This window comes from Streptomyces sp. NPDC005791 (genome assembly GCF_042871485.1).
In the GTDB taxonomy this organism is placed as follows: domain Bacteria; phylum Actinomycetota; class Actinomycetes; order Streptomycetales; family Streptomycetaceae; genus Streptomyces.
The window spans coordinates 143,497-164,625 of the sequence record NZ_JBIAIP010000012.1 but is presented as its reverse complement, the minus strand read 5'-3'; the positions used below and the strand labels follow the sequence as shown (position 1 = coordinate 164,625).

At 70.3% G+C, this 21,129-nt stretch carries 17 protein-coding genes and 1 pseudogene; 7 read left to right on the top strand and 11 right to left on the bottom strand.

All coding sequences use genetic code 11. From position 1 onward, the window contains the following. Positions 1-130: 130 nt before the first annotated feature. A complete protein-coding gene (locus ACFYSH_RS23690) occupies positions 131-1,153 on the bottom strand; it encodes an ABC transporter permease subunit (RefSeq protein ID WP_388754972.1) in 1,023 nt (340 codons plus the stop codon). Next, positions 1,150-2,139 (bottom strand): ABC transporter ATP-binding protein, encoded by a 990-nt coding sequence (locus tag ACFYSH_RS23685; RefSeq protein ID WP_359471143.1) that lies wholly within the window; start codon positions 2,137-2,139, stop codon positions 1,150-1,152. Before ACFYSH_RS23685 ends, ACFYSH_RS23690 begins: the two co-directional genes overlap by 4 nt. A gap of 267 nt (positions 2,140-2,406) precedes the next feature. Between ACFYSH_RS23685 and ACFYSH_RS23680 the strand changes: the two genes are divergently transcribed. Beyond that, complete coding sequence (locus ACFYSH_RS23680; protein ID WP_359471145.1) at positions 2,407-3,621, top strand: histidine kinase; 1,215 nt, start codon at positions 2,407-2,409, stop codon at positions 3,619-3,621. Then, the gene (locus ACFYSH_RS23675) at positions 3,618-4,274 is read left to right on the top strand and encodes a response regulator transcription factor (protein ID WP_359471147.1); all 657 of its coding nucleotides are present in this window, start codon (positions 3,618-3,620) and stop codon (positions 4,272-4,274) included. The genes ACFYSH_RS23680 and ACFYSH_RS23675 overlap by 4 nt, the downstream gene beginning before the upstream one ends. A 50-nt stretch (positions 4,275-4,324) precedes the next feature. On the opposite strand, the gene ACFYSH_RS23670 is transcribed toward ACFYSH_RS23675, so the two are convergent. The 8 genes and pseudogenes from ACFYSH_RS23670 to ACFYSH_RS23635 all read right to left on the bottom strand — a co-directional run. Further along, complete coding sequence (locus ACFYSH_RS23670; protein WP_359471149.1) at positions 4,325-5,218, bottom strand: hypothetical protein; 894 nt, start codon at positions 5,216-5,218, stop codon at positions 4,325-4,327. Between the two features lie 663 nt (positions 5,219-5,881). Then, entirely contained in the window at positions 5,882-7,093 is a 1,212-nt protein-coding gene (locus ACFYSH_RS23665) for an acyltransferase (protein ID WP_388754968.1), read from the bottom strand. Beyond that, positions 7,090-8,133 carry an alpha/beta hydrolase gene (locus ACFYSH_RS23660; protein WP_359471153.1) on the bottom strand — a complete coding sequence of 348 codons (1,044 nt, stop codon included), beginning with the start codon at positions 8,131-8,133 and terminating at the stop codon, positions 7,090-7,092. Before ACFYSH_RS23660 ends, ACFYSH_RS23665 begins: the two co-directional genes overlap by 4 nt. Before the next feature lie 167 nt (positions 8,134-8,300). After that, positions 8,301-8,981, bottom strand: a complete 681-nt coding sequence (locus ACFYSH_RS23655; RefSeq protein WP_359471155.1) for a response regulator transcription factor — start codon at positions 8,979-8,981, stop codon at positions 8,301-8,303. Then, positions 8,978-10,318: a sensor histidine kinase gene (locus tag ACFYSH_RS23650; protein WP_359471158.1), complete on the bottom strand. Its 1,341-nt coding sequence runs from the start codon at positions 10,316-10,318 to the stop codon at positions 8,978-8,980. The genes ACFYSH_RS23655 and ACFYSH_RS23650 overlap by 4 nt, the downstream gene beginning before the upstream one ends. Positions 10,319-10,420: 102 nt before the next feature. After that, entirely contained in the window at positions 10,421-11,341 is a 921-nt protein-coding gene (locus ACFYSH_RS23645; RefSeq protein WP_388754964.1) for a DUF4429 domain-containing protein, read from the bottom strand. 116 nt (positions 11,342-11,457) lie between these two features. Continuing rightward, complete coding sequence (locus tag ACFYSH_RS23640; RefSeq protein WP_388754961.1) at positions 11,458-12,669, bottom strand: alpha/beta hydrolase; 1,212 nt, start codon at positions 12,667-12,669, stop codon at positions 11,458-11,460. A 248-nt stretch (positions 12,670-12,917) separates the two neighbouring features. Next, positions 12,918-13,574: pseudogene (locus ACFYSH_RS23635) on the bottom strand (TetR family transcriptional regulator); the annotation flags it as partial. A gap of 115 nt (positions 13,575-13,689) precedes the next feature. On the opposite strand from ACFYSH_RS23635, the gene ACFYSH_RS23630 reads away from it, so the two are divergent. Next, positions 13,690-15,300 carry an MFS transporter gene (locus ACFYSH_RS23630; RefSeq protein ID WP_388754958.1) on the top strand — a complete coding sequence of 537 codons (1,611 nt, stop codon included), beginning with the start codon at positions 13,690-13,692 and terminating at the stop codon, positions 15,298-15,300. A 218-nt stretch (positions 15,301-15,518) separates the two neighbouring features. Beyond that, positions 15,519-15,950 (top strand): peptidase inhibitor family I36 protein, encoded by a 432-nt coding sequence (locus ACFYSH_RS23625; RefSeq protein WP_388755164.1) that lies wholly within the window; start codon positions 15,519-15,521, stop codon positions 15,948-15,950. 70 nt (positions 15,951-16,020) lie between these two features. On the opposite strand, the gene aceE is transcribed toward ACFYSH_RS23625, so the two are convergent. Beyond that, positions 16,021-18,762, bottom strand: a complete 2,742-nt coding sequence (gene aceE, locus ACFYSH_RS23620; RefSeq protein WP_359471167.1) for a pyruvate dehydrogenase (acetyl-transferring), homodimeric type — start codon at positions 18,760-18,762, stop codon at positions 16,021-16,023. A 482-nt stretch (positions 18,763-19,244) separates the two neighbouring features. Here aceE and ACFYSH_RS23615 point away from each other — a divergent pair, with 482 nt between their 5' ends. From ACFYSH_RS23615 to ACFYSH_RS23605, 3 genes are all read left to right on the top strand, one after another. After that, positions 19,245-19,682, top strand: coding sequence for a DUF3052 domain-containing protein (locus tag ACFYSH_RS23615; protein WP_031092598.1), 438 nt, complete (start codon positions 19,245-19,247; stop codon positions 19,680-19,682). 172 nt (positions 19,683-19,854) lie between these two features. Beyond that, positions 19,855-20,331 carry a peroxiredoxin gene (locus ACFYSH_RS23610; RefSeq protein ID WP_359471169.1) on the top strand — a complete coding sequence of 159 codons (477 nt, stop codon included), beginning with the start codon at positions 19,855-19,857 and terminating at the stop codon, positions 20,329-20,331. 196 nt (positions 20,332-20,527) lie between these two features. Beyond that, complete coding sequence (locus ACFYSH_RS23605) at positions 20,528-21,103, top strand: TerD family protein (protein WP_359471171.1); 576 nt, start codon at positions 20,528-20,530, stop codon at positions 21,101-21,103. Positions 21,104-21,129: the final 26 nt, after the last annotated feature.

Genomic DNA, 21,129 nt, shown 5'->3' with positions numbered 1-21,129 from the left:
GGAGCACCGGACCGTCGCCACCCCGACCTCCCGCGTGTATCCCTGGTGACCATCCAGCACCCCCGGCCCGAGGTCCGCGGGGAGGCGGCTGAGGCAGTGCTCGAACTGACGGAGCTCCCAGAGCCGTGCGTCACAGCAGCCGCTTACGGCCCCGGAGAATGACGAAGGCGACGACGACGGCGGTGACGGCGAACATGAGACCGGCTCCGAGCCACTGCATCGAGTGCATCTGGGAGACGGGGAGGTAGTCCACGGACCAGCCGGTGACGTGCTTGGACTCCAGGCAGGCGGTGTGCGCCCCGGCGTTCTCCATCTGGTCGAGACAGGTGGTCCAGTCCAGGCGGTCACCGGCATCGGTGAGGAAGTAGGTGCCCTGCCCCTGCTGCTCCGCCTGGGCGGGCAGCTCCGGCGGTACGGCGTCGGGCCCGACCCCCTGGTCGGTGCTGACGGACATGACGTTCCCCAGGCTCCGCCAGACCTGGTCCCATACGAACCCGAGGGCCACGACGATGCCGAGCGTGACCACCATCGACACCAGTGTGCGGCGCAGGAGCAGGCCGACCGCCACGCCCACGGTGAACGTGAGCAGGGCGTAGGCCACCGGTGTGACCCCCGTGACGCTGAAGAAGGAGGTCCAGGAGAGGCCGTCGGAAAGTCCCTTGACCGGACTCCACCACCAGGTGAAGACGGCGGTGAGTACGGCGGTGGACAGGGCGAGCATCGCGGCGGGGAGGGCGAGCTTCATGGTCAGCCACCGCAGCCGGCTGACGGACTGCGAGGTCACCAGCTTCGCGGTGCCGGACTCCAGGTCGCCGGCGATGAGCGGGGCACCGAGGAAGACACCGGCCAGGACAGGGATGTAGCCGAGGTAACTCCCGACGCTGAACAGACGGTCGGCGTACGCCTCGAACTCGGGCGGCAGGCCGCCGGACTTCCGCGAGGACGCGTCCTGGGAGGCCAGGTAGTCCATCATCTGCTCGCGCAGGTGCACCATGACGAGCGCGCCGAGGAGGGTGGCGGCGACGAGCGTCCAGAACGCGGCGCGGTGCTGGCGCCAGACGAGCCAGGCCGGACCACCGAGCCGGGGGACCCAGCCGCTTCGCCGGGGTCCGGCGGGTGCCGTACGGGCCGGGTCACGAGTGAGCGTGGTCATGAGGTCACAGCCTTCGTCCGGTCGCGGGTGATGATGTCGTGGATGTCGCCGACCCGGGCGCTCGGGGCGATCAAGGTGGGTGCGTCGGGTGCGCGCAGATAGGCGAGCAGCAGCTCTTCCAGAGTCGGGACCTCGACCGCCGGGCCGCCGTACCCGACGGGTCCGCCGAGACGCACCAGGACTCCCGGACGGCCCTCGCCGCGGCGGGGCTCGATGATGGTGTGCGGGGTGAGGGTGGCGGAGGAACCCTCTGCCGGGACGTCGAGCAGGGCGTGTGCGGCGCGTAGTTCGTGCACCTCGCCCGCGAGCCGCAGACCGCCGTTCGCGACGACGACGAGGTAGTCGCAGATGTGCTCCAGCTCGGCGAGCATGTGCGAGGACACCAGAACAGTCGTGCCGTGCTCGGCGGCCTCCGCCGTCAGTGTGGCCATGAGCTCACGGCGGACCAGCGGATCGAGATCGGCCATCGGTTCGTCGAGGATGAGCAGATCAGGGCGCTTGCCGAAAGCCAGGGCGAAGGCGACGCGGGTGCGCTGCCCGCCGGACAGGGTTCCGACCTTCGCCTCCAGCGGCACCTGGCCCGCGCGGACGATGCCCTCGGCGACCTCCTGATCCCAGCGGGGGTTGAACTCACGGCCCAGTCGCAGGGTTTCGGCCACGGTGAAGCGCCGGAACAGGGGCTTCTCCTGCGTCAGGAACGCGGTCCGCAGGACGGCCTCCGAAGAGCCCGGTGCCGCGCCGAACACCCGCAGGGCGCCGGTCGTCGGCCGGATCATGTTCGTGGCCAGGCCCATCAGGGTGCTCTTCCCGGCGCCGTTGGGGCCGACGAGGCCGCATACCCGCCCGGCCGGCAGCCGGAAGGAGACGTCCTGCAAGGCCCAGCCGCGCCGGTACTTCTTGCCCAGACCGTGGGCCTCGATCGCCGCCTCGCCGACGGGGGGCGCGCACCCCGTTCCGCTTGCGTGGTGCGACTCTGCGTGTTCCATGTGTGGCTCCTGTGCGTGGGGAGGAGTGGCCGTGTACGTGGGGGGAGGGCCGGCCGTGCGTGCGGCCGGCCGCCGGGCCGGGAGATCGCTCACGTGGGCGAGGTGACGGCGGCCGCGACCATGGCATCCTCCTTGTGTGATGAACGGCGAACGCCGCCCGGTGGAGACCACTCTTCTCCGCCGCGCTCCGCGACGGATCGGGCGAAAGACAGATCATGCGCGGCCGACTCCGACTTTCGGCCGGTCGGCGGGAGGACGGTGAGAGAGATGCTGGAGACGGCGGCCGCGGCACCCACAGCCGCACCAGGAGGGTGGCGTCGCCTGCGGCTCCTGCCCGTCACGGCCCGGCTGCTGCTGGTCGGGGCGCTGATCGCCCTCGTCGTGCTGGACTGGGCGGGCGGCTTGTACTGGATGATCGACGAGAACCCCGCTCTCGGCCCCGCCAAGCTGAGCGGCTCGCTGCTGGGCATCGCTCTCGTCGTCGTTTCGCCCAGGCTCGGCAGCCGCGCGCTGCCCGTGGCCGGCTGCGCGATCGCGGTCGTGTCGCTGTGTCTCTCGGTGGTGCTGCACGTGGAGCTGACGGTCGGCTCACTGGCCCTGGGATTCGCCGAACCGGGGGCTCTGACGTGGCTCCTGCTGGTCGTCGCCCGACGAGGCAAGCCGTCGTGGGCGGCGGTGGCCGTCCCCGTGCTGCTCATGGCGATCGTGCTGCGGCCCGTGGCGATCTCGGTGAGGGACTCCACCACGATCATGGCGTTGTTCTCGGCCCTGGTGGCGGTCATGGCTTTGGGCACCGGCCTCGGGATGCGCCTGCTCCTGGTCGACCGGCGGCGGCAGGCGGCGGCTCTCAGGCTGGAACAGCGGACCGAGTTCGCCAGAGATCTGCACGACTTCGTCGCCCACCATGTGACCGGCATCGTCGTACAGGCACAAGGAGCCCGGGCGATCGCGGACCGGCGGCCCGAACTGGTGCCGCCCGCCCTGCAGCGGATCGAACAGGCGGGCTCGGAGGCGCTGACGTCCATGCGGCACATGGTGGGGATGCTGCGTGACGCCGACGGAGAAGTGGCACTGACGCCGCTCGCGGGCATCGGTGAAGTACGGTCGCTCGTCGAGGAGTTCTCCGCCGTCGGTGGCGCCCGGGGCCGCCTCGACCTGGACGGGATATTCGACGACCTGTCGGTCGAGGTGACCACCACCGCACACCGGGTGGTGATGGAGGCCCTCACCAACGTACGTAAACACGCCTACGGCTGCACCGAGGTGCGGGTACGCGTGGACCGCTCGGGGAGCACGGTCACCGTGCGGGTCAGCGACGACGGACGGCCGCGCCACGTCTCCCGGAGCGGGTTCGGTCTGAAGGGCCTGTCCGAGCGGGTCGGGCTGATCGGCGGAAGCGTCAAGGCGGGCCCGGTGACGGCCGGTGGCTGGGCCGTCGAGGCGACGCTCCCGGTGGTCGCGGCAGGAGTGATGACCTCGTGACGATCCGTGTGCTGATCGCCGACGACCAGGCCATGGTCCGCGCCGGGTTCGCGATGATCCTCTCCGCCGAGGACGACATCGACGTCGTCGCGGAGGCACCGGACGGGGTGCACGCCGTGGAACTCGCCGAGCGCCACCGGCCCGACGTGGTGCTGATGGACATCCGCATGCCCCGGATGGACGGGCTGGAGGCGCTGCGCAGACTGACTCGCCCCGGCACCGTGAATCCGCCGAAGGTCGTGGTGGTCACGACGTTCGACGACGACGAGTACGTCCAGCGTGCCCTGACCGAAGGCGCCTCCGGCTTCCTGATCAAGGACTCCGGACCGGCTCTGCTGGTCGAGGCCATCCGGGCGGCCGCCTCCGGCGAGGCGCTGGTGAGCCCGGCCATCACCGTCCGGTTGCTGCGGCGCCTCAACAGCGCCGGGCCCGCCCCTCGCAGCCCGCACACCGCGATCTCCGCACGGGAGGAGGACCTGGTGCGCCTGGTGGCCAGAGGGCTGACCAACGCCGAGATCGCCACCGAACTGTCCATCTCGGTCGGCACGGTGAAGACCCATCTCGGCAATGTGCAGACCAAACTGTCCGCCCGTAACCGCGTGGAGATCGCCGCCTGGGCCTGGGAATCCGGCCTGATCGACGGGCGGCGGTAGGGCCGTCCGGCCCCGGCGGGTGTTCCGTCGGGACGCGACAGAGCCCCGTCTCAGCGCTCGGCCGGATAGTCGTAGGCCCACCTCTGTTGCACCGGGTACCCGGTGTTCCCGAGCGCGGCATCGACGTGGGAGGGGAAAAAGCCGGTGCCGTCCTGACTGCGGGGCGCGTAGTGCGCCGTCACGCCCTGTCCGGAGGCGTCAGCCGGCGCCGGCCAGGAAGAGTTCTCGCTCGCGCTTGCGTACAGGACGTGGTCGTAGTCGTGGGTGGTCTCGACGGTCCGGCTGAATTCGTCTGTCCGCCGCCGGTGACGGCCCCGGTCGCGGCGTACCTGAGCGAGGCGGCCGACCGAGTGGAGCAACTGGACCCGGGAGACCAGTTGCACCAGCCCGATGCCGAGTTGGGCGGCAAGGGCAGCGGCATCCGTGCCTTTGTTCCAGCCGTCCACGAGCAGGGAGTCGCGTGCGTGCGACCACTCCTTCTCCTTCGGTCCCGGAGGCCCCGCAGGTGTTGCCTGTCGAGTGCTGAACTGTTCCACGCGGGGTGACGGAATGGGGGAGTGCGTGGACTCCAGCCGCGCTTTGACCGCGGGATTCCCGCCGTGGGGAGCGAGTACGGGACTGCCGTTGTCGGACGCGGCCTCCTCCGTCGCCGCGCCGGTGTCCGGAGCATCGGCCGGCGGACGGTCGATCAGTGCCCCGGCGAGCGAGCGGGCATCGCTCTTCCCCACGGTACGGCGGGCGATTCGCACCTCGCGCTCGTTCAGCCCCAGCAACTCCGCGACCGCCGCGTCGCTACCCACAGTGACAGCGAAAGCGGCAAGAGTCCTTGCACGCTCCGCCCGGGCCCCGTCGAACACCGACTGCGCCTCGCGCACACGGTCGTCCGCACCGCAGAAGGCGTCGGCCAAAACAGCGTGCCGCTTCCACATCTCCCTGGCTTCCACGGTCGGTCAACGTCATTCCGGCTGAATAGGATTCAACGAGATCGCGAAATGACCCGATTGGACCTACGAGGTCATACCTGACGAAAATCATCACGCTTCACGTCATCGGCCGTTCGTGCTTTTTGTTTGTGAACCGGGGTTTATTTCGACAGCCACATCATCCGATCGGCATGCTTTCCTGGAGGCGGAGTATCCGCAACGTCCGCTCCGTCTCCTCCTGGTGGTGCCGATAGGAGGCGAGCCTGTGCCAATCCGGATCCGGGACGCCGGGGAGCGTGCGACCGCGAGCGGCCCAGAGCCTGGACAATTTCCTGAACATCGGCGTTTCCGCCCCTTCTTGCTCCGCTGCCGGGGAAGTTGTATGCGGTTGCAACGCGATTCGGGGTTCGGCGGGCCGGGGGTCAGGCATATTCCTCGATCTTCGCGTCGCATGATTCGGATTAAAAGATGCATGGCCGGTGCCGGTTGCCGTTGGAGCATCAGGTGTACTCATGCCTGAGAAACGAACTCCCGCCCTTCTTGTCACTACTGGTGCAGCTACCCCATGGCACTGGCGGATTCTTGTGCGGCAGTTCGAGCGAGCTTTTCAGCCGCCGGGGAGCAGCGCTGGAGGTGATCACGCCGTGGGGTGGGCAGACGTGGAGCACGCGGTACCAGGCGGTCTCAGGCCAGCCGGAGCGCGAAGACCGCGAAGCCCGCCGCGAGCAGCCCGGCCGCTGCCCGGCGGGCGGTCCCGGCACGGCTGTCCGTGGTGTCCCAAGGAGCCTCGAACCGGCGGGCGTACCGGGCGATGATGACGAGCAGGGCGGCGAACAGAGGCATCCACGCCAGCCGGGCCAGGATCCAGCCGACCGAGTCCGGGCTCGTCGTGAGCCCCGGCACCACACCGGCGAACGAGGCGGGGACGGCCGCGGCCAGCATCGCCGTCTGGTGCCAGCACAGGATCGTCATCGCCGACAGGTTGATCACCACCACCGGGGCCCACAGAGCGGGGCGGCGCAGCGCCCGGCCGATCCGGCCGTGCAGCAGGACCGCCGCACCGCTCTGCGCCGAGGCCAGCGCGAGGACCAGCAGCGACGGCGGGTGCGAGTTGGTCCGCGCCTCGCCCGGTACGCCGACCATCGACGCCGGGTAGTGGAAGACGAGCAGCAGTACGGCGAAGAGCGCCGTGCCGCCGACGAGCAGCAGCCGGGCACCGTGCCGGCTCAGACGGCCCTCACCCCAGGAGACACCGAGCTGATAGGCGAAGAGCCAGCCGGGCAGGATGTTCAACAGGCTCAGCCAGGACGGTACGGCGTCCGCGTACGGCCCGTAGCGCAGGAAGTCGACGGCGGCGACCGAGCAGATCAGCGGGGCCGCCGCCCAGCCGCCGAGCCGCCGGGCCAGACGTACGCAGTACGGCGTGAGCGCCGTGACGACGGCGTACACCCCGACGAACCAGAGCGGCTGGATCACCAGTTTCGCGCCCGTACGCAGGGTGGCCTCGGGGACTCCGGCCGCGTACAGCACCGGAAGCATCAGCGCCCACACGGCGGTCACGCCGAGCACCGGCCTGCCCAGCCTGACCAGCCGGGCGCGCAGCCAGACGCCTGTGGTGGACGGCCTGCGGTGGTAGGAGAGGACCGAGGCGTAGCCGCCGACCAGGAAGAACACGCCCAGCATCTGGAGCACCCAGCTCACCGGGGAGAACACGGCGAACGTGGAGAGCGGGCTGGCGTTGTGCAGGGCGCCGTCGCCGTCCAGGGTGAAGCCGCCGAGCAGCCAGTGACCGGCCGGGACGGCCGTCAGCGCGAGGGCGCGTAGTCCGTCGACCGCGCGGTCGCGGTGGGCCGGGGTCCGTTCGTCGATCCGGGAGACCAACTGCCGCACGCTCATCGGGAGGCTCCCTCGGCGATGGTGGCGAAGGCGCGGAGCGAGTCCGTGCCGGGGGCGAAGTAGCCGGTGTGGCCCTCGGCGTCCCGCGCGGGCACCCGGCGGGCCCCGAAGCCCTCGCCGGCCGGGTCGGCGCCGTGTCCGAGACCCGCCACCTCGACATGGGGTACGTCGTCGATCCAGTCGGTGTCGTCCTTGGCCGCCCAGACCCGGGCGGTGGTGCGCAGATCGGCCACGTCGTCGGCGCGCATCCCGGGGGAGCCGAGGACGACCAGGTCCGTGGCATCGAGCCCGGAGGCGGCGAGCCCGCACACCACCGAGCCGTAGCTGTGGCAGAACACGACGGGCGCCGGCAGTCCGTCGGCCGCCAGCCCCGCCGTGAACCGGGTCAGCCGCCCCGCTCCCGCCTCGGCCAGGGTGCCCGTCGCCGCGTCCAGGCCGAGGCCGACCGGGGTCGTGTAACCGGCCCACGCGATCACCGCGTGGCCGGGGCCCGCCTCGGCGTACAACGACTTCGCCATGCCCACCGGGGTGCCGTACACGTCGCCCCGCCGGTCGAAGGTCCCGGCGTCGATGTCCGAACCGGGCACCACGACGGACACATGGCGCGCGGAACGCAGGTCGCCGAACACCTCGGCCACCTGACCCCGACCGCGCGGGTCGAAGGCGATGATCTGCCGGCCGGGTGCGGCGAGACGGGCGTGCCCTGGGTCGTGGGAGGCGTGCAGCGCACGGGCGTTGGCGCGGTAGCGGAGCTCCAGCGGTGCGCCGTCCAGGTTGCCGACCACCAAGGGGTGCCGCTCCAGCAGCTCCTGTCGCTCCGCTGCGTCCAACTCCCGGAAGAACGTCCGTACCTGTCCTGGCGTCGTGCGGGCCGGGTCGGGCAGCTGACGCCCCAGCACCCCGTCGGCACGCCATGAGGCGCTGCCGGGCGGCGGCCCCGTCACCGCCCGCTGGGTGCTCCCGGACGCCCATCCGGCTGTGCCCGCCACCATGGTGGCCGCCAGTGCGACCCCGGCCAGCGTCCTCGTGAATCGGCGCATCGTGCCCTCCCCGTACTGCTCACGCACACCGTTCGGCGTGCAGGGGAGGAAGGTAGGAGGAAGACGGGTGGCAGGGCGTCACACCACGGAGCCAATGGTCCGTTGCTACCGGGGTAGGGGGCGTACGGGGGGACAGCCCTACGCCGCATCCGGGGGGCCACGGGAGGTCACGCCTCCCCCGGAGCCACCAGCCCCGACTCGTACGCGAAGATCACGGCCTGCGCCCGGTCCCGGAGGTTGAGCTTGGCCAGCACCTTGCCGATGTGGGTCTTCACCGTCTGCTCGGCCAGTACCAGCCGTGCCGCGATCTCCTGGTTCGACAGGCCCCGGGCGATCAGCTCCAGGACCTCCGTCTCACGGGGCGTCAGGCCGTTCAGCCGCAGCGCCGGCCCGCCGGCCGGCGTCGCGGGACGCTGACGGGCGAAGTCGGCGATGAGCCGCCGGGTCACGGACGGCGCGAGCAGCGCGTCTCCCGCCGCCACGATCCGGACCGCCGAGATCAGGTCCGCCGGCGGGGCGTCCTTCAGCAGGAACCCGGACGCACCGGCGCGCAGCGCCTCGTAGACGTAGTCGTCGACGTCGAACGTGGTCAGCATCAGCACCTTCGGCCGGTGGACCACTCCCACCGGTGGGCTCAACAGCTCGCGGGCGGCGGCCAGTCCGTCCATCTCCGGCATCCGGACATCCATCAGGACGACATCCGGGTGCACGGTCCTGCTGACCTCGACGCCCTTGCGCCCGTCAGGGGCTTCGCCCACCACATCGATGTCGCTCTGCGCCGCCAGCAGTGCGGCGAAACCGGCCCGCACCATGGCCTGGTCGTCGACGATGATCACGCGGATGGTCACGGTTCCTCCGGAGTGACGGATGCCGAGGGCGGCTGCAGCGGGAGCCGCGCGGCCACCCGGAAGCCCCCGTCCGGCAGGGGGCCGGTGTCGAGTGTGCCGCCGGTCAACCGTACGCGTTCCCGCATGCCGACCAGCCCGTGTCCCGTGCCCGACGCCTCCAACGGCGAACCAGGCTTCTGCGCAGTGTCGTTGACGACCAGCACCGTCAGGTGGCCGTCGCGCGCCGTGACCGACACCCGGGTCCGCGCACCCGGTGCGTGCCGCACGACGTTGGCGAGCGCCTCCTGCACGATGCGGTACGCCGACAGATCCACCGCCTGTGGTACCCCGCCCCGCTCCACCGCCTCCCGCACGTCCGCCGCCAGCGACAACTCGGCCAGGAGCCCTGCCCGTACCGTCGCCTCCACCAACTGCTGCAGCCGGCCGAGACCCGGCTGCGGAGCCAGGTCCCCCTGGCTGCCGTCACTGCGCAGTACCGACAGCAGCCGTCGCATCTCGGCCAGGGACTCCCGGGCGCTGCCCGCGATGGACGCGAACTCCGCCTTCGCCTCCTCGGAGAGCCCGCTGACCCGGTACGGCGCCGAGTCGGCCTGCACGGTGATCACCGACATGTGGTGCGCGACCACGTCGTGGAGCTCGCGGGCGATCCGGGTGCGCTCCTCCAGCAGCGTCCGCTGTGCCCGCTCGGCCTCGCTGATCGTCTCCTGCTCGACGAGCCGGCGCTGGGCGTCGCCCCGCTCGCGTACCGCCGCGCCGATCACCAGGACCACCCCGCCGAGGACGAACAGCAGGAGCGCGCTGCCGCCGCGGTGCGAGGGCGCGAGCAGATCCAGCAGCAGCCCGGCCGCGCCCGTCGCCAGCCACACGCCGATCACGGTGCGACGGCTCTCCCGCAGGCCGAGGGCCAGCAGCACGAAGAGGTAGCCGACGGTGGCGGGTGGGGGCCACGGCCAGACGACCTCGCGGTACTCCGGCCGGCCCAGCATCACCAGTGCGCCCACGATGTCGGCGGTGAAGACGATCCACCAGGCCTGCAGCGGCCGGTGCGCCAGCATCAGGAGGGGCGCGGCCTGTCCCACGGCCAAGGCTCCGGCAAGCGCGCCGGGCATCCCGTAGTCGCTGGTCAGCAGGTTGGTCGTGACGGGGATGAGGGCGGCGGCGAGCGCGACGACCACGGCGTACGGCAGCAGCCGCAGCCGGCGTCGCGGGGAATCGGCGAACAGCGGGGTCGGCGGATGGGACGCGTGGGACAGCCCGTGGGCGAGCTCGCGCAGATTGCGGCGGGCGGCGCTCAGCAGACCGTCGGCGGGCGGGGGCCCGGGGGGAGAGGGAGACATGATCGGGTCAGGGTAGGCGCGCTGGGTGCCCGGCGGCGTCATACCGGGGAGTGGACCGCGGGCCCCGGCCCCGTACCGGAGTAGGGGGCGGAGGGTCCGCCGTCACAGCTCCGCGAGGAGCTCCGCCTTCTTCGCGCTGTACTCCGCGTCCGTCACCAGACCCGCCTGGTGCAGGTCGCCGAGGTGCCGCATCCGTTCGGCGACGTCCGCGGGGTCGCGCCGCGCGCCGCCCACCGGGACCGGAGCGGTCACGACCGGCACCGACTGGGTCCGGCGGACGGACGCGAGGACCGCCGCGGCGAAGGGCAGCGACTCGTGCACCGGGCCGTATCCCAGGCCGAACACCACGGAGGCAGGGTCCTGGTCCGGCTGGACACGCCCCACGGACGGCCGCCCCGCGACGGGCGCCGGGTCCGGGCAGCCCGCCTCGGAGTCCGCCGCCGCGCCGCGCGGCACCAGCCGGAGGTACCCCTCGAAGGCATCGGGCGACCGCCACTCGATTCCGGCCAGCTCCGCCACGGGGAACGTCTGGTCACCCGCCTTCCACTTGGCGCTCGACGCCCCCGTCCAGAACCATCGGAAGGAGACCAGGGCCCCGTCGAACCCGGCCCGGCCGTCGTACGCCTTGAAGTGCATCGGCACCTCGGGGGCCGTCACGAGGAAGCGTTCGGCGGGCAGTGATGCCTCGGGTCCGAGCAGGGCGCGCAGCTCGGCGGCGTAGTACACGGCGAGTGTCTCGCGTTCGGCGGGCAGCACCAGACGATAAGGGTCGACACCCTCCTTGAGCTGCCCGGCCGCGGCCTCCAGCAGCGGATCGGCACCGGGTCTCGGCACCGCGTGCAGGACCACCGTGCCCCGCTTGCCCGGGGTCAGCGTCACCGACGACAACGCCGCGTACGGAATGCGGCGCTCCCGCAGACTCTGGAAGAGTCTCGGTGTGCGGATCCCCCGTTCGAAGCGGATGAGCACGGAGTCGGTGTCGAACTCCCAGGTGGCATGAATTCCGGCCAGCACATCACCCATGTGCCTCATCGTATGTGGCACAGGCCCGCACGTCCCCCTTCGGTACAGGCAGATTCGCGACCAGGCAGACAGGCCGTTCGCCGTTCTCTACGCGCGTCAGACGACTCTCCCGCGCGTCAGACCTCCGACTTGCCGGAGATCTCACGGTGGCACGCACCGTCGGTGGTCGCACAGCTGACCGAGTCATAGGCGCCCACGCCGATCGCTGCGAAGTTGCTGAGGCTCTCCGTCCCCGGCTCGAAGTAGCCACTGTGCCCGACCGCGCCGTCGGCCGACACGATCCGGGCGCCGAAGGACGGGTCGACCGGATCGGCGCCGTGTCCTAGCCCGCCGACCGCCATGTGCGGCACGTCCTCGATCCAGTCGTCGCCGTCCCGCATCGCCCATACCCTGGCGCCGGTGCCCAGGGCGGCGGCGCTCTCCACCCGCATTCCGGGACTGCCGGCGACCGCGATGTCGGACACCCTGGACGGCAGGCCGTGCGCGGCCACGCCACACAACACGGAGCCGTAGCTGTGGCAGAACAACGAGACGTCCGACGCGCCGGGCAGGGCCTCGACGAGGGCGTTCAGCCGCACCGCCCCCTCGGCCGCGAGCCCGCCCAGCGCGGCGTCCACACCGATCCCCACGGGCGCCGTGTAGTCGGCCCACGCGATGACCGCCGTACGCGAACCGGGGCGCGCCGAACGCTCGGCACCGTACAGCGACTGCGCCATACCGACCGGCGCCGCGTTCCTCTTGACGCCTTCGCGCTCCAGCGTCAGAAGGTTCGTGTCGACCCCGGGCACGACGACCGAGACCCGCTCGGCCCGCTCCAGGTCGCCGAAGACCTCGGCCGCCCGGCCGCGGCCCGACGGATCGAAGGTGAGGATCTGCCGGTCCCCGGCGAGCAGGGAACGGAAGCGTTCGAGCCGGAGCACGGCCTGACGGTGCCCGTCCGGCGAGAGCCGCACGTCCCGGGTCCGCTGCTCCTCGGCGGATTCCGCCTGCACCAGGGCGTGCCGGTTGGCCCGATAACGCAGTGTGACCGGCGCGCCGTTCAGATTCCCCACCACCAGCGGGTACGTGTCCGCCAGATCGACCTGCTGGCCCGCCGTGAGCTTCGCGAAGAAGTGCGAGAGCCGGTTCGCCGGGGCGCTCACGTCCGGGAGGGCGCGACCGGCTATCCGGTCCTTCGCCCAGGAGGCGAGAGCCGTTTCACGCGGCCCGGCGGAGTGCTGATGACGTACGGCGGTCCATCCGGTGGCCGCCAGCATCACGAACACGACCGCGAGGGCGAGCAGCGCGCGCCATGCGGTGAGAGTGGGGGAGGAGTCGAAGGAAGTCACTGCGCACCACCCTAGGAGACGCACACGTGACGCCGTCGCAGGGGTGACGCGGATCACTCGACCACCGGGAATTGACCGCCGATCCCTTACGCTCCGTGGTCGCCCGCACCACACTCCGGCGCGCCCGAGGGGCGCCCGCCGCTCGGAACGACCTCAGCGGGCGGGGCGTGGTGAGTTCGGCCACGCGCGGGCGGCGAGAGGTGCGGCACACCTGTGCGGTGCATGTGAGAACGTGTCTGAGCGGTGAGCCAGCTGTCGGACAGTGCAGGTCCGAGGTGGTCCAGGTGTATTTCGGCGAGCTCCCGGAGCGCTTCCACTCCCGCGTTCTTCCGCCGGCCCCAGATCTGCCCGGTCAGTCGCATCACCCCGGAGAAGGCGGCGACGGCCACCCGGGGGCGCGGGTCCGTCTCCGGGTCGAGCCCCTCACGCTCCGCGATCAATGAGGCGATCTGCTGCTCCAGGCCGATGTGGCGCCGCATGTGGGCGGCGTGCAGTGCGGGGGTCGATTCGATCACGCGATAGGCGCGCACCCGCAGTTCGGCCGCCATCTCGTCGGCTCCGGCTTCGGCGCCGGGTGTCCAGGCGTTCAGCGCGGCCCGGCGCATTGCCTCGAAAGGAGTCTCCGTGGCGGGACGTTGACGTAGCTCCGCGAGGAAGCGCCCGTCCACCGCCTCCTGGGCGGCGAAGACGACGGCCTCCTTGCTCGCGAAGTAGCGGAAGAAGGTGCGCTGGGAGACCTCGACGGCGTCGACGATCTCGTCGACGGTGGTGTGGTCGTACCCCTGCATGGTGAAGAGCTGGAGGGCTGCGTGCAGCAGGGCCTCGCGGGTGCGCTGTTTCCTGCGTTCGCGCAATCCGGCCGGAGCGCCCGGCTGGGGAACCCCGGGTGTCTGCCCGCGTGTCACGTACCGGACCTCTTTTCGGTGCTTCTGCCTGCTCAGCCTACCTGTGAGCTTCGTGACAGTTACTGTCTCGTGAATTGCTTCGCCAACTGTCAGTGACTGACATAACGTCCTGCGCATGACTAGTCAGACCACTGTCGACAAGGCGCCGCGGGAGCCTGAGGACACCGTTGTCCCCGCTCAGGCGAAAGGACTGCGCGGCCACCCATGGCTGACGCTCTTCGCCGTCGCCATCGGCGTGATGATGGTGGCGCTCGACGGCACGATCGTCGCGATCGCCAACCCCGCCATCCAGCAGGACCTCGGCGCCTCGCTCGCCGACGTCCAGTGGATCACCAACGGCTACATGCTCGCCCTCGCGGTCTCCCTGATCACCGCCGGCAAGCTCGGTGACCGCTTCGGCCACCGGCAGACCTTCCTGCTGGGCATCACGGGATTCGCGGCCGCCTCGGCCGCCATCGGCCTCTCCGACAGCGTGACCCTGGTGATCGCCTTCCGGGTGCTGCAGGGCCTCTTCGGCGCGCTGCTGATGCCGGCGGCGCTCGGCCTGCTGCGCGCCACCTTCCCCGCCGAGAAGCTGAACATGGCGATCGGCATCTGGGGCATGGTGATCGGCGCCTCGACCGCGGGCGGGCCCATCCTCGGCGGTGTGCTCGTGGAGCACGTCAGCTGGCAGTCCGTGTTCTTCATCAACGTGCCCGTCGGCGTGATCGCGCTGATCTTCGGCTTCGTGATCCTCAAGGACCACCGCGCGGAGAACGCGCCGAAGTCGTTCGACATCGGCGGCATCGTCCTCCTGTCACAGGCGATGTTCTGCCTCGTCTGGTCGCTGATCAAGGGCTCCGAGTGGGGCTGGGGCGACTGGAAGACGCTCGGCTTCCTGGGCGCCGCGCTCGTCCTGTTCTTCGTGTTCGCGCTCTCCCAGAAGAACGTCCGCGAGCCGCTGATCCCGCTGGCGATGTTCCGCTCCGTGCCGCTGTCGGCCGGTGTGGTCCTGATGGTCCTGATGGCGTTCGCCTTCATGGGCGGCCTGTTCTTCGTCACCTTCTACCTGCAGAACGTCCACGGCATGAGCCCGGTCGACAGCGGTCTGCACCTGCTGCCGCTGACCGGAATGATGATCGTCGGATCGCCGCTCGCCGGCGCCGCGATCACCCGGTTCGGCCCGCGCGTACCGCTGGTCGGCGGCATGGTGTCGGTCGCGATCGCCATGTTCGGCATGTCGCAGCTGAGCATCGGCACCGGCACGCTGACCATGTCGCTCTGGTTCGCCCTGCTCGGCTTCGGCCTCGCACCGGTCATGGTCGGCGCCACCGAGGTCATCGTGGGCAACGCCCCGATGGAGCTCTCCGGTGTCGCGGGCGGACTCCAGCAGGCCGCCATGCAGGTCGGCGGCAGCCTCGGCACCGCCGTCCTGGGCGCCGTCATGGCCGCCCAGGTCGATGCCAGGCTCGACGACAACTGGAAGGCCGCCGGGCTTCCGCCGGTCGACCCGGCGCAGATGGACCAGGCGTCCGCGGCCATCAAGGTCGGCATGCCGCCGGTGGCCCCGGGCACGCCTGCGGAGATGGCTGCCAGGATCACGGGCGTCGCCCATGACACGTTCGTGTCGGGCATGAGCGCGGCCTTCATGGTCGCCGGAATCGTCGCGGTGGTCGCCGCCCTGTTCGCCACACTGACCAAGCGCGGCACGAACGCCGAGGCAGGGATGGGCGCGGGCCACATCTGATCCCGCCACGACATCTGTTCCCTCCCGGGCAGCGCCTGGGGCCCAGGCGTCAACACAGCGCATCCGGCAGCCCCGCCGGACGGTTCCGGCGGGGCTGTCGCCTATCAGGGTGGTCCGCCGCCCGGCCCCTTCCCGGTCCCAACTTCCCCAGGTCAGAGTGCGGACATGACGAGCCACCCGGCTCACTCGACCACGGGGGTTGATCCACCATGCGCACCCTGCGTACGACCGTTCCCGCCGCCATCCTGGCGGCCACCGCACTCATCCCGGCGACCGCACCGTCCTCGGGCGCCGCACCGACCGCCCACCACCGGACCGCCACCGGGCAGGAGCTCTCCCGTAGCGCCCCGCACGCCGCGCCGGCAGGTCTCGCGCCGTGCGGAGCCGGGCAGCTCTGCCTCTGGGAGAAGTCCGACCACACCGGGGCCAGGCAGGTCCACGAACTGTCCACCGTGGACATCGAGAGCTGCGTCCCGCTGCCGGCCGGCCGGTCCGCCCAGGCACTCGTCAACCGCACCGGGCGGCCCGTCACCACCTACCAGTCGGCGGAGTGCGCCGAGACCGGCGAATTCGAGACGTACCCGGGCGGCGGCACCTGGGTGCCCAGGTCGCCGTACACGATCAGGGCCTTCAAGATCTGGGAGAACTGAGCGGGCCGGGTAGCGCCGAAGGGCGGCGGAGCCGTGGAGCTCCGCCGCCCTTCTCCAGGAACCGTGTTCCTTACGCGTCGCCGCCCTCAGGGCCGGGGCCGGCGGCGGCCACGTCCAGCAGCTCGTAGCGGTCCAGCGCCGTCTTCAGCGCCGAACGGTCGATCTTGCCTTCCTTCGCCAGCTCGGTCAGCACCGCCAGCACGATCGACTGCGCGTCGATGTGGAAGAAGCGGCGCGCCGCACCCCGGGTGTCGGCGAAGCCGAAGCCGTCCGCGCCCAGCGACTGGTACGTGCCGGGCACCCAGCGCGCGATCTGGTCGGGCACGGAACGCATCCAGTCCGAGACCGCCACGAACGGGCCCTCGGAGCCGGAGAGCTTCTGCGTCACATAGGGGACGCGCTGCTCCTCCTCCGGGTGGAGCAGGTTGTGGCGCTCCACCTCCACCGCCTCACGGCGCAGCTCGTTCCAGGAGGTCGCCGACCAGACGTCCGCCTTCACGTTCCACTCGTCGGCGAGGATCCGCTGGGCCTCAACCGCCCATGGGACCGCCACGCCGGACGCCAGGATCTGGGCCGGGATGTGGCCCTTCTCGCCGGCGCGGTAGCGGTGGACGCCCTTGAGGATGCCCTCGACGTCCACATCGGCGGGCTCGGCCGGGTGCTGGATCGGCTCGTTGTAGACGGTGAGGTAGTAGAAGACGTCCTCGTTCTCCTCGGGGGTCCCGCCGTACATCCGGCGCAGCCCGTCCTGGACGATGTGCGCGATCTCGTACCCGAACGCCGGGTCGTAGGAGACGCAGGCCGGGTTCGTCGAGGCGAGGAGCTGCGAGTGGCCGTCCGCGTGCTGCAGACCCTCACCGGTCAGCGTCGTACGGCCGGCGGTCGCGCCCAGGACGAAACCGCGCGAGAGCTGGTCCGCCATCTGCCAGAACTGGTCACCGGTGCGCTGGAAACCGAACATCGAGTAGAAGACGTACACCGGGATCAGCGGTTCGCCGTGCGTGGCGTACGCCGAACCCGCGGCGATCAGTGAAGCCGTGCAGCCGGCCTCGGAGATGCCGTCGTGCAGCATCTGACCCGTCGGTGACTCCTTGTACGCGAGGAGGAGCGAGCGGTCCACCGACTCGTACTGCTGGCCGAGCGGGTTGTAGATCTTCGCACTCGGGAAGAACGCGTCCATTCCGAACGTGCGGTACTCGTCAGGGGCGATCAGCACGAAACGCTTGCCGATCTCCTTGTCCCGCATCAGGTCCTTCAGGACACGGACGAACGCCATCGTCGTGGCGATCGACTGCTGCCCCGACCCCTTCTTCGCGGTCGCGTACGCCTTGTCGTCCGGCAGGGCCAGTGGCTTCGCCCGCACGACGCGGGTCGGGACGTAACCGCCCAGACCCTGACGGCGGTCGTGCATGTACTGGATCTCTTCCGAGTCGCGGCCCGGGTGGTAGTACGGCGGGTTGCCGTCCTCCAGCTGCTTGTCCGCGATCGGGATGTGCAGCCGGTCGCGGAAACGCTTGAGGTCGTCGGCCGTGAGCTTCTTCATCTGGTGGGTCGCGTTGCGGCCCTCGAAGTTCGGTCCGAGCGTCCAGCCCTTGACCGTCTGCGCCAGGATCACGGTCGGCTGGCCCTTGTGGGCCTTGGCCGCCGCGTACGCCGCGTAGACCTTCCGGTGGTCGTGACCACCGCGGCCCAGGTGCAGGATCTGGTCGTCCGACATGTCCTTGACCATGTCCCGCAGGCGCGGGTCGTCACCGAAGAAGTGATCCCGGATGTACGCCCCGGTCTCGGTGGCGTACGTCTGGAACTGCCCGTCCGGCGTGGTGTTCAGCTTGTTGACCAGGATGCCGGTGCGGTCCTGCGCGAGCAGCGGGTCCCAGGTGCGGTCCCAGACCAGCTTGATGACGTTCCAGCCGGCGCCGCGGAACTGCGACTCGAGCTCCTGGATGATCTTGCCGTTGCCCCGTACCGGGCCGTCCAGGCGCTGCAGGTTGCAGTTGACCACGAACGTGAGGTTGTCCAGCCCCTCGCGGGCGGCGATGGAGAGCTGGCCGAGCGACTCGGGCTCGTCCATCTCGCCGTCGCCGAGGTAGGCCCAGACGTGCGACGCGGAGGTGTCGGCGATACCGCGCGCCTCCATGTAGCGGTTCATCCGCGCCTGGTAGATCGCACCGAGCGGGCCGAGGCCCATCGAGACGGTCGGGAACTCCCAGAAGTCCGGCATCGACCGCGGGTGCGGGTAGCTGGACAGCGCGTGCCCGGCCTTCGACTTCTCCTGGCGGAAGCCGTCGAGCTGGGCCTCGCTGAGCCGGTCGAGCAGGAAGGCGCGGGCGTAGATCCCCGGGGACGCGTGTCCCTGGAAGAAGATCTGGTCGCCGCCCAGGCCGTCGTCCTTGCCGCGGAAGAAGTGGTTGAAGCCCACGTCGTACAGCGAGGCGGAGGACGCGAAGGTGGCGATGTGTCCGCCGACACCGATCCCGGGGCGCTGGGCGCGGGAGACCATCACCGCGGCGTTCCACCGGGTCGCGTTGAGGACCTTGCGCTCGATCTCCTCGTCGCCGGGGAAGAACGGCTCGTCCTTCGTGGCGATCGTGTTGACGTAGTCGGTGCTGCGCATCTCGGGGACGGCCACGCGCTTCTCGCGCGCACGCTCGATGAGCCGGAGCATCAGATAGCGGGCCCGCTCGCGGCCCCGCTCGTCGACGGCGGCATCGAGGGAGTCGAGCCATTCCTGGGTCTCTTCGGGATCGAAGTCCGGGACCTGGCTCGGAAGGCCGCCAATGATGATCGGGTTGCGATCGGATCCGGAAGCCACGCTGTTCCTTCGCTGTTCGGTGGTGTTCTTCGGGGCATGGTCGCGGGGAACGTACCCCCGGGACGGCTGCTGTACGCCGCCTCCATCGTGTACCGCGAGGACCTGGACGTCATCTCTACTGTGGGGTAACACGCAGTTCCCGGACGCCGTGTCCGGGGCACGAGTACCAGCAGCGCGAGGGCGGCCCTGCCCAAACCGCAACCATACGCCCAACCCGGCCAAGCGTTCCCAAAGCCCGTTCGAATCCGAATGGTGGAGCGAAACGGCATAAGCTGAGGAAGGACGTAAAGGGTCCGGACACCGTTTCCGGCCCCGCAGGAGACATGCCGGGAGTTGCGGCGACGTGGCAGGGAACGTCACCGTTTAGGCGGTCTCGGACGCCGGGTACTTGCGCGATTCGCCGAGCCCGTGTGGACTACGGCCAACGCCCCGCGCACGCGCGTGGCTGAAGCATTTTCCGAAACATGATCAGGAGGCAACCCGTGAGCGCGACCGCGGACCACGCGGAGGAACGGACCAACACGGCCGCAAGGCTTGGGTTCGAACCCGGACAGGTGGTCCAGGAGATCGGCTACGACGACGACGTCGAGCAGGAGCTCCGTGAGGGCATTGAGGCCACAATCGGCCAGGAACTCGTCGACGAGGACTACGACGACGTCGCTGACGTCGTCCTGCTCTGGTTCCGCGACGAGGACGGCGACCTTACGGACGCGCTGGTGGATGCCATTGGTCTGATCGAGGACGGTGGGGCGGTCTGGCTGCTGACGCCCAAGACCGGCCGAGACGGATACGTCGAGCCGAGCGACATCAACGAGGCTGCCCAGACAGCTGGTCTCGCCCAGACCAAGAGCATCAGCGCGGGCAAGGACTGGACGGGCAGCCGTCTGGTCACCCCCAAGGGGGCCCCGGCCAAGCGCTGAGAGCACCTTCACCACCCGAGGCCCCCGACGGGCGCGCACCACTCCGTCGGGGGCCTTCGTACGCCCCGGCGCGGGCCTGCCCGGGTCGCTGAGGGGGAGCTGCGTAGGGTGGGTGTCACCCGGTCGGCCCAGGCCGGGGAAGTGCGACGTTTTGTGAAGGGACGCGTTCCACATGGCGATCGAGGTCGGCACGAAGGCTCCGGATTTCGAGCTCAAGGACAACCACGGGCGGACCGTGAAGCTCTCCGACTTCCGGGGTCCCCAGGGTTCCCGCGGAGCCAAGAACGTGGTGCTGCTCTTCTACCCCTTCGCCTTCACCGGCGTCTGCACCGGGGAACTGTGCGCGCTCCGCGACGAGCTGCCGAAGTTCGAGAACGACGACACCCAGCTGCTCGCCGTCTCCAACGACTCGATCCACACCCTGCGCGTCTTCGCCGAGCAGGAGGGCCTCGAGTACCCGCTGCTCTCGGACTTCTGGCCGCACGGGGAGACCTCGCGGGCGTACGGCGTCTTCGACGAGGACAAGGGCTGCGCGGTGCGCGGGACGTTCGTCATCGACAAGGAGGGCGTGGTCCGCTGGAGCGTCGTCAACGGCCTGCCGGACGCACGCGACCTGAACGACTACATCAAGGCGCTCGACGCGATCTGATCCGGGGCCCGGCCGTTCGCGGCTCGTGCGGCATCCGGGGTTTGCGACCCGCCGGATCCGGGGATCTCCTGGCCGCGACCGGCCAAAAGCCTGTTTTGGCCGGGAACCGGTCACTAGGATCCAATCGTTGATCCTATGCCAACGCACGACGGGGGCGCTGGTGTCTGCCGGCCCTCTCACAACTTTTGGAGGACTCGTGGGAGTCAGCCTCAGCAAGGGCGGCAACGTCTCGCTGACCAAGGCCGCGCCGAACCTGACCGCGGTCATCGTCGGTCTGGGCTGGGATGCCCGGACGACCACCGGCGGTGACTTCGACCTCGACGCCAGCGCGCTGCTGACGAACGCCGAGGGCAAGGTCGGCAGTGACGGGAATTTCGTCTTCTTCAACAACCTCAAGAGCCCCGACGGCTCGGTCGAGCACACCGGTGACAACCTCACCGGTGAGGGCGAGGGCGACGACGAGGTCGTCAAGGTCAACCTGGCCGGCGTCCCGGCCGACGTCGACAAGATCGTCTTCCCGGTCTCGATCTACGAGGCCGAGAGCCGCCAGCAGAGCTTCGGCCAGGTGCGCAACGCGTACATCCGCGTGGTCAACCAGGCGGACAACACCGAGCTCGCCCGGTACGACCTGAGCGAGGACGCCTCGACGGAGACCGCCATGGTCTTCGGCGAGCTCTACCGCAACGGCGCGGAGTGGAAGTTCCGTGCCATCGGCCAGGGGTACGCCTCGGGCCTGCGCGGCATCGCGCAGGACTTCGGCGTCAACGTCTGAGCCGGTCCGGAGGCATCTCCGGACAC

What these genes read in the sequence shown, in the direction of transcription:
- ACFYSH_RS23665 (WP_388754968.1), bottom strand. Translation starts at nt 7,093, where the DNA reads ATGAGCGTGCGGCAGTTGGTCTCCCGGATCGACGAACGGACCCCGGCC.
- ACFYSH_RS23680 (WP_359471145.1), top strand. Translation starts at nt 2,407, where the DNA reads ATGCTGGAGACGGCGGCCGCGGCACCCACAGCCGCACCAGGAGGGTGG.
- ACFYSH_RS23660 (WP_359471153.1), bottom strand. Translation starts at nt 8,133, where the DNA reads ATGCGCCGATTCACGAGGACGCTGGCCGGGGTCGCACTGGCGGCCACC.
- ACFYSH_RS23645 (WP_388754964.1), bottom strand. Translation starts at nt 11,341, where the DNA reads ATGGGTGATGTGCTGGCCGGAATTCATGCCACCTGGGAGTTCGACACC.
- ACFYSH_RS23630 (WP_388754958.1), top strand. Translation starts at nt 13,690, where the DNA reads ATGACTAGTCAGACCACTGTCGACAAGGCGCCGCGGGAGCCTGAGGAC.
- ACFYSH_RS23610 (WP_359471169.1), top strand. Translation starts at nt 19,855, where the DNA reads ATGGCGATCGAGGTCGGCACGAAGGCTCCGGATTTCGAGCTCAAGGAC.
- ACFYSH_RS23685 (WP_359471143.1), bottom strand. Translation starts at nt 2,139, where the DNA reads ATGGAACACGCAGAGTCGCACCACGCAAGCGGAACGGGGTGCGCGCCC.
- ACFYSH_RS23690 (WP_388754972.1), bottom strand. Translation starts at nt 1,153, where the DNA reads ATGACCACGCTCACTCGTGACCCGGCCCGTACGGCACCCGCCGGACCC.
- ACFYSH_RS23650 (WP_359471158.1), bottom strand. Translation starts at nt 10,318, where the DNA reads ATGTCTCCCTCTCCCCCCGGGCCCCCGCCCGCCGACGGTCTGCTGAGC.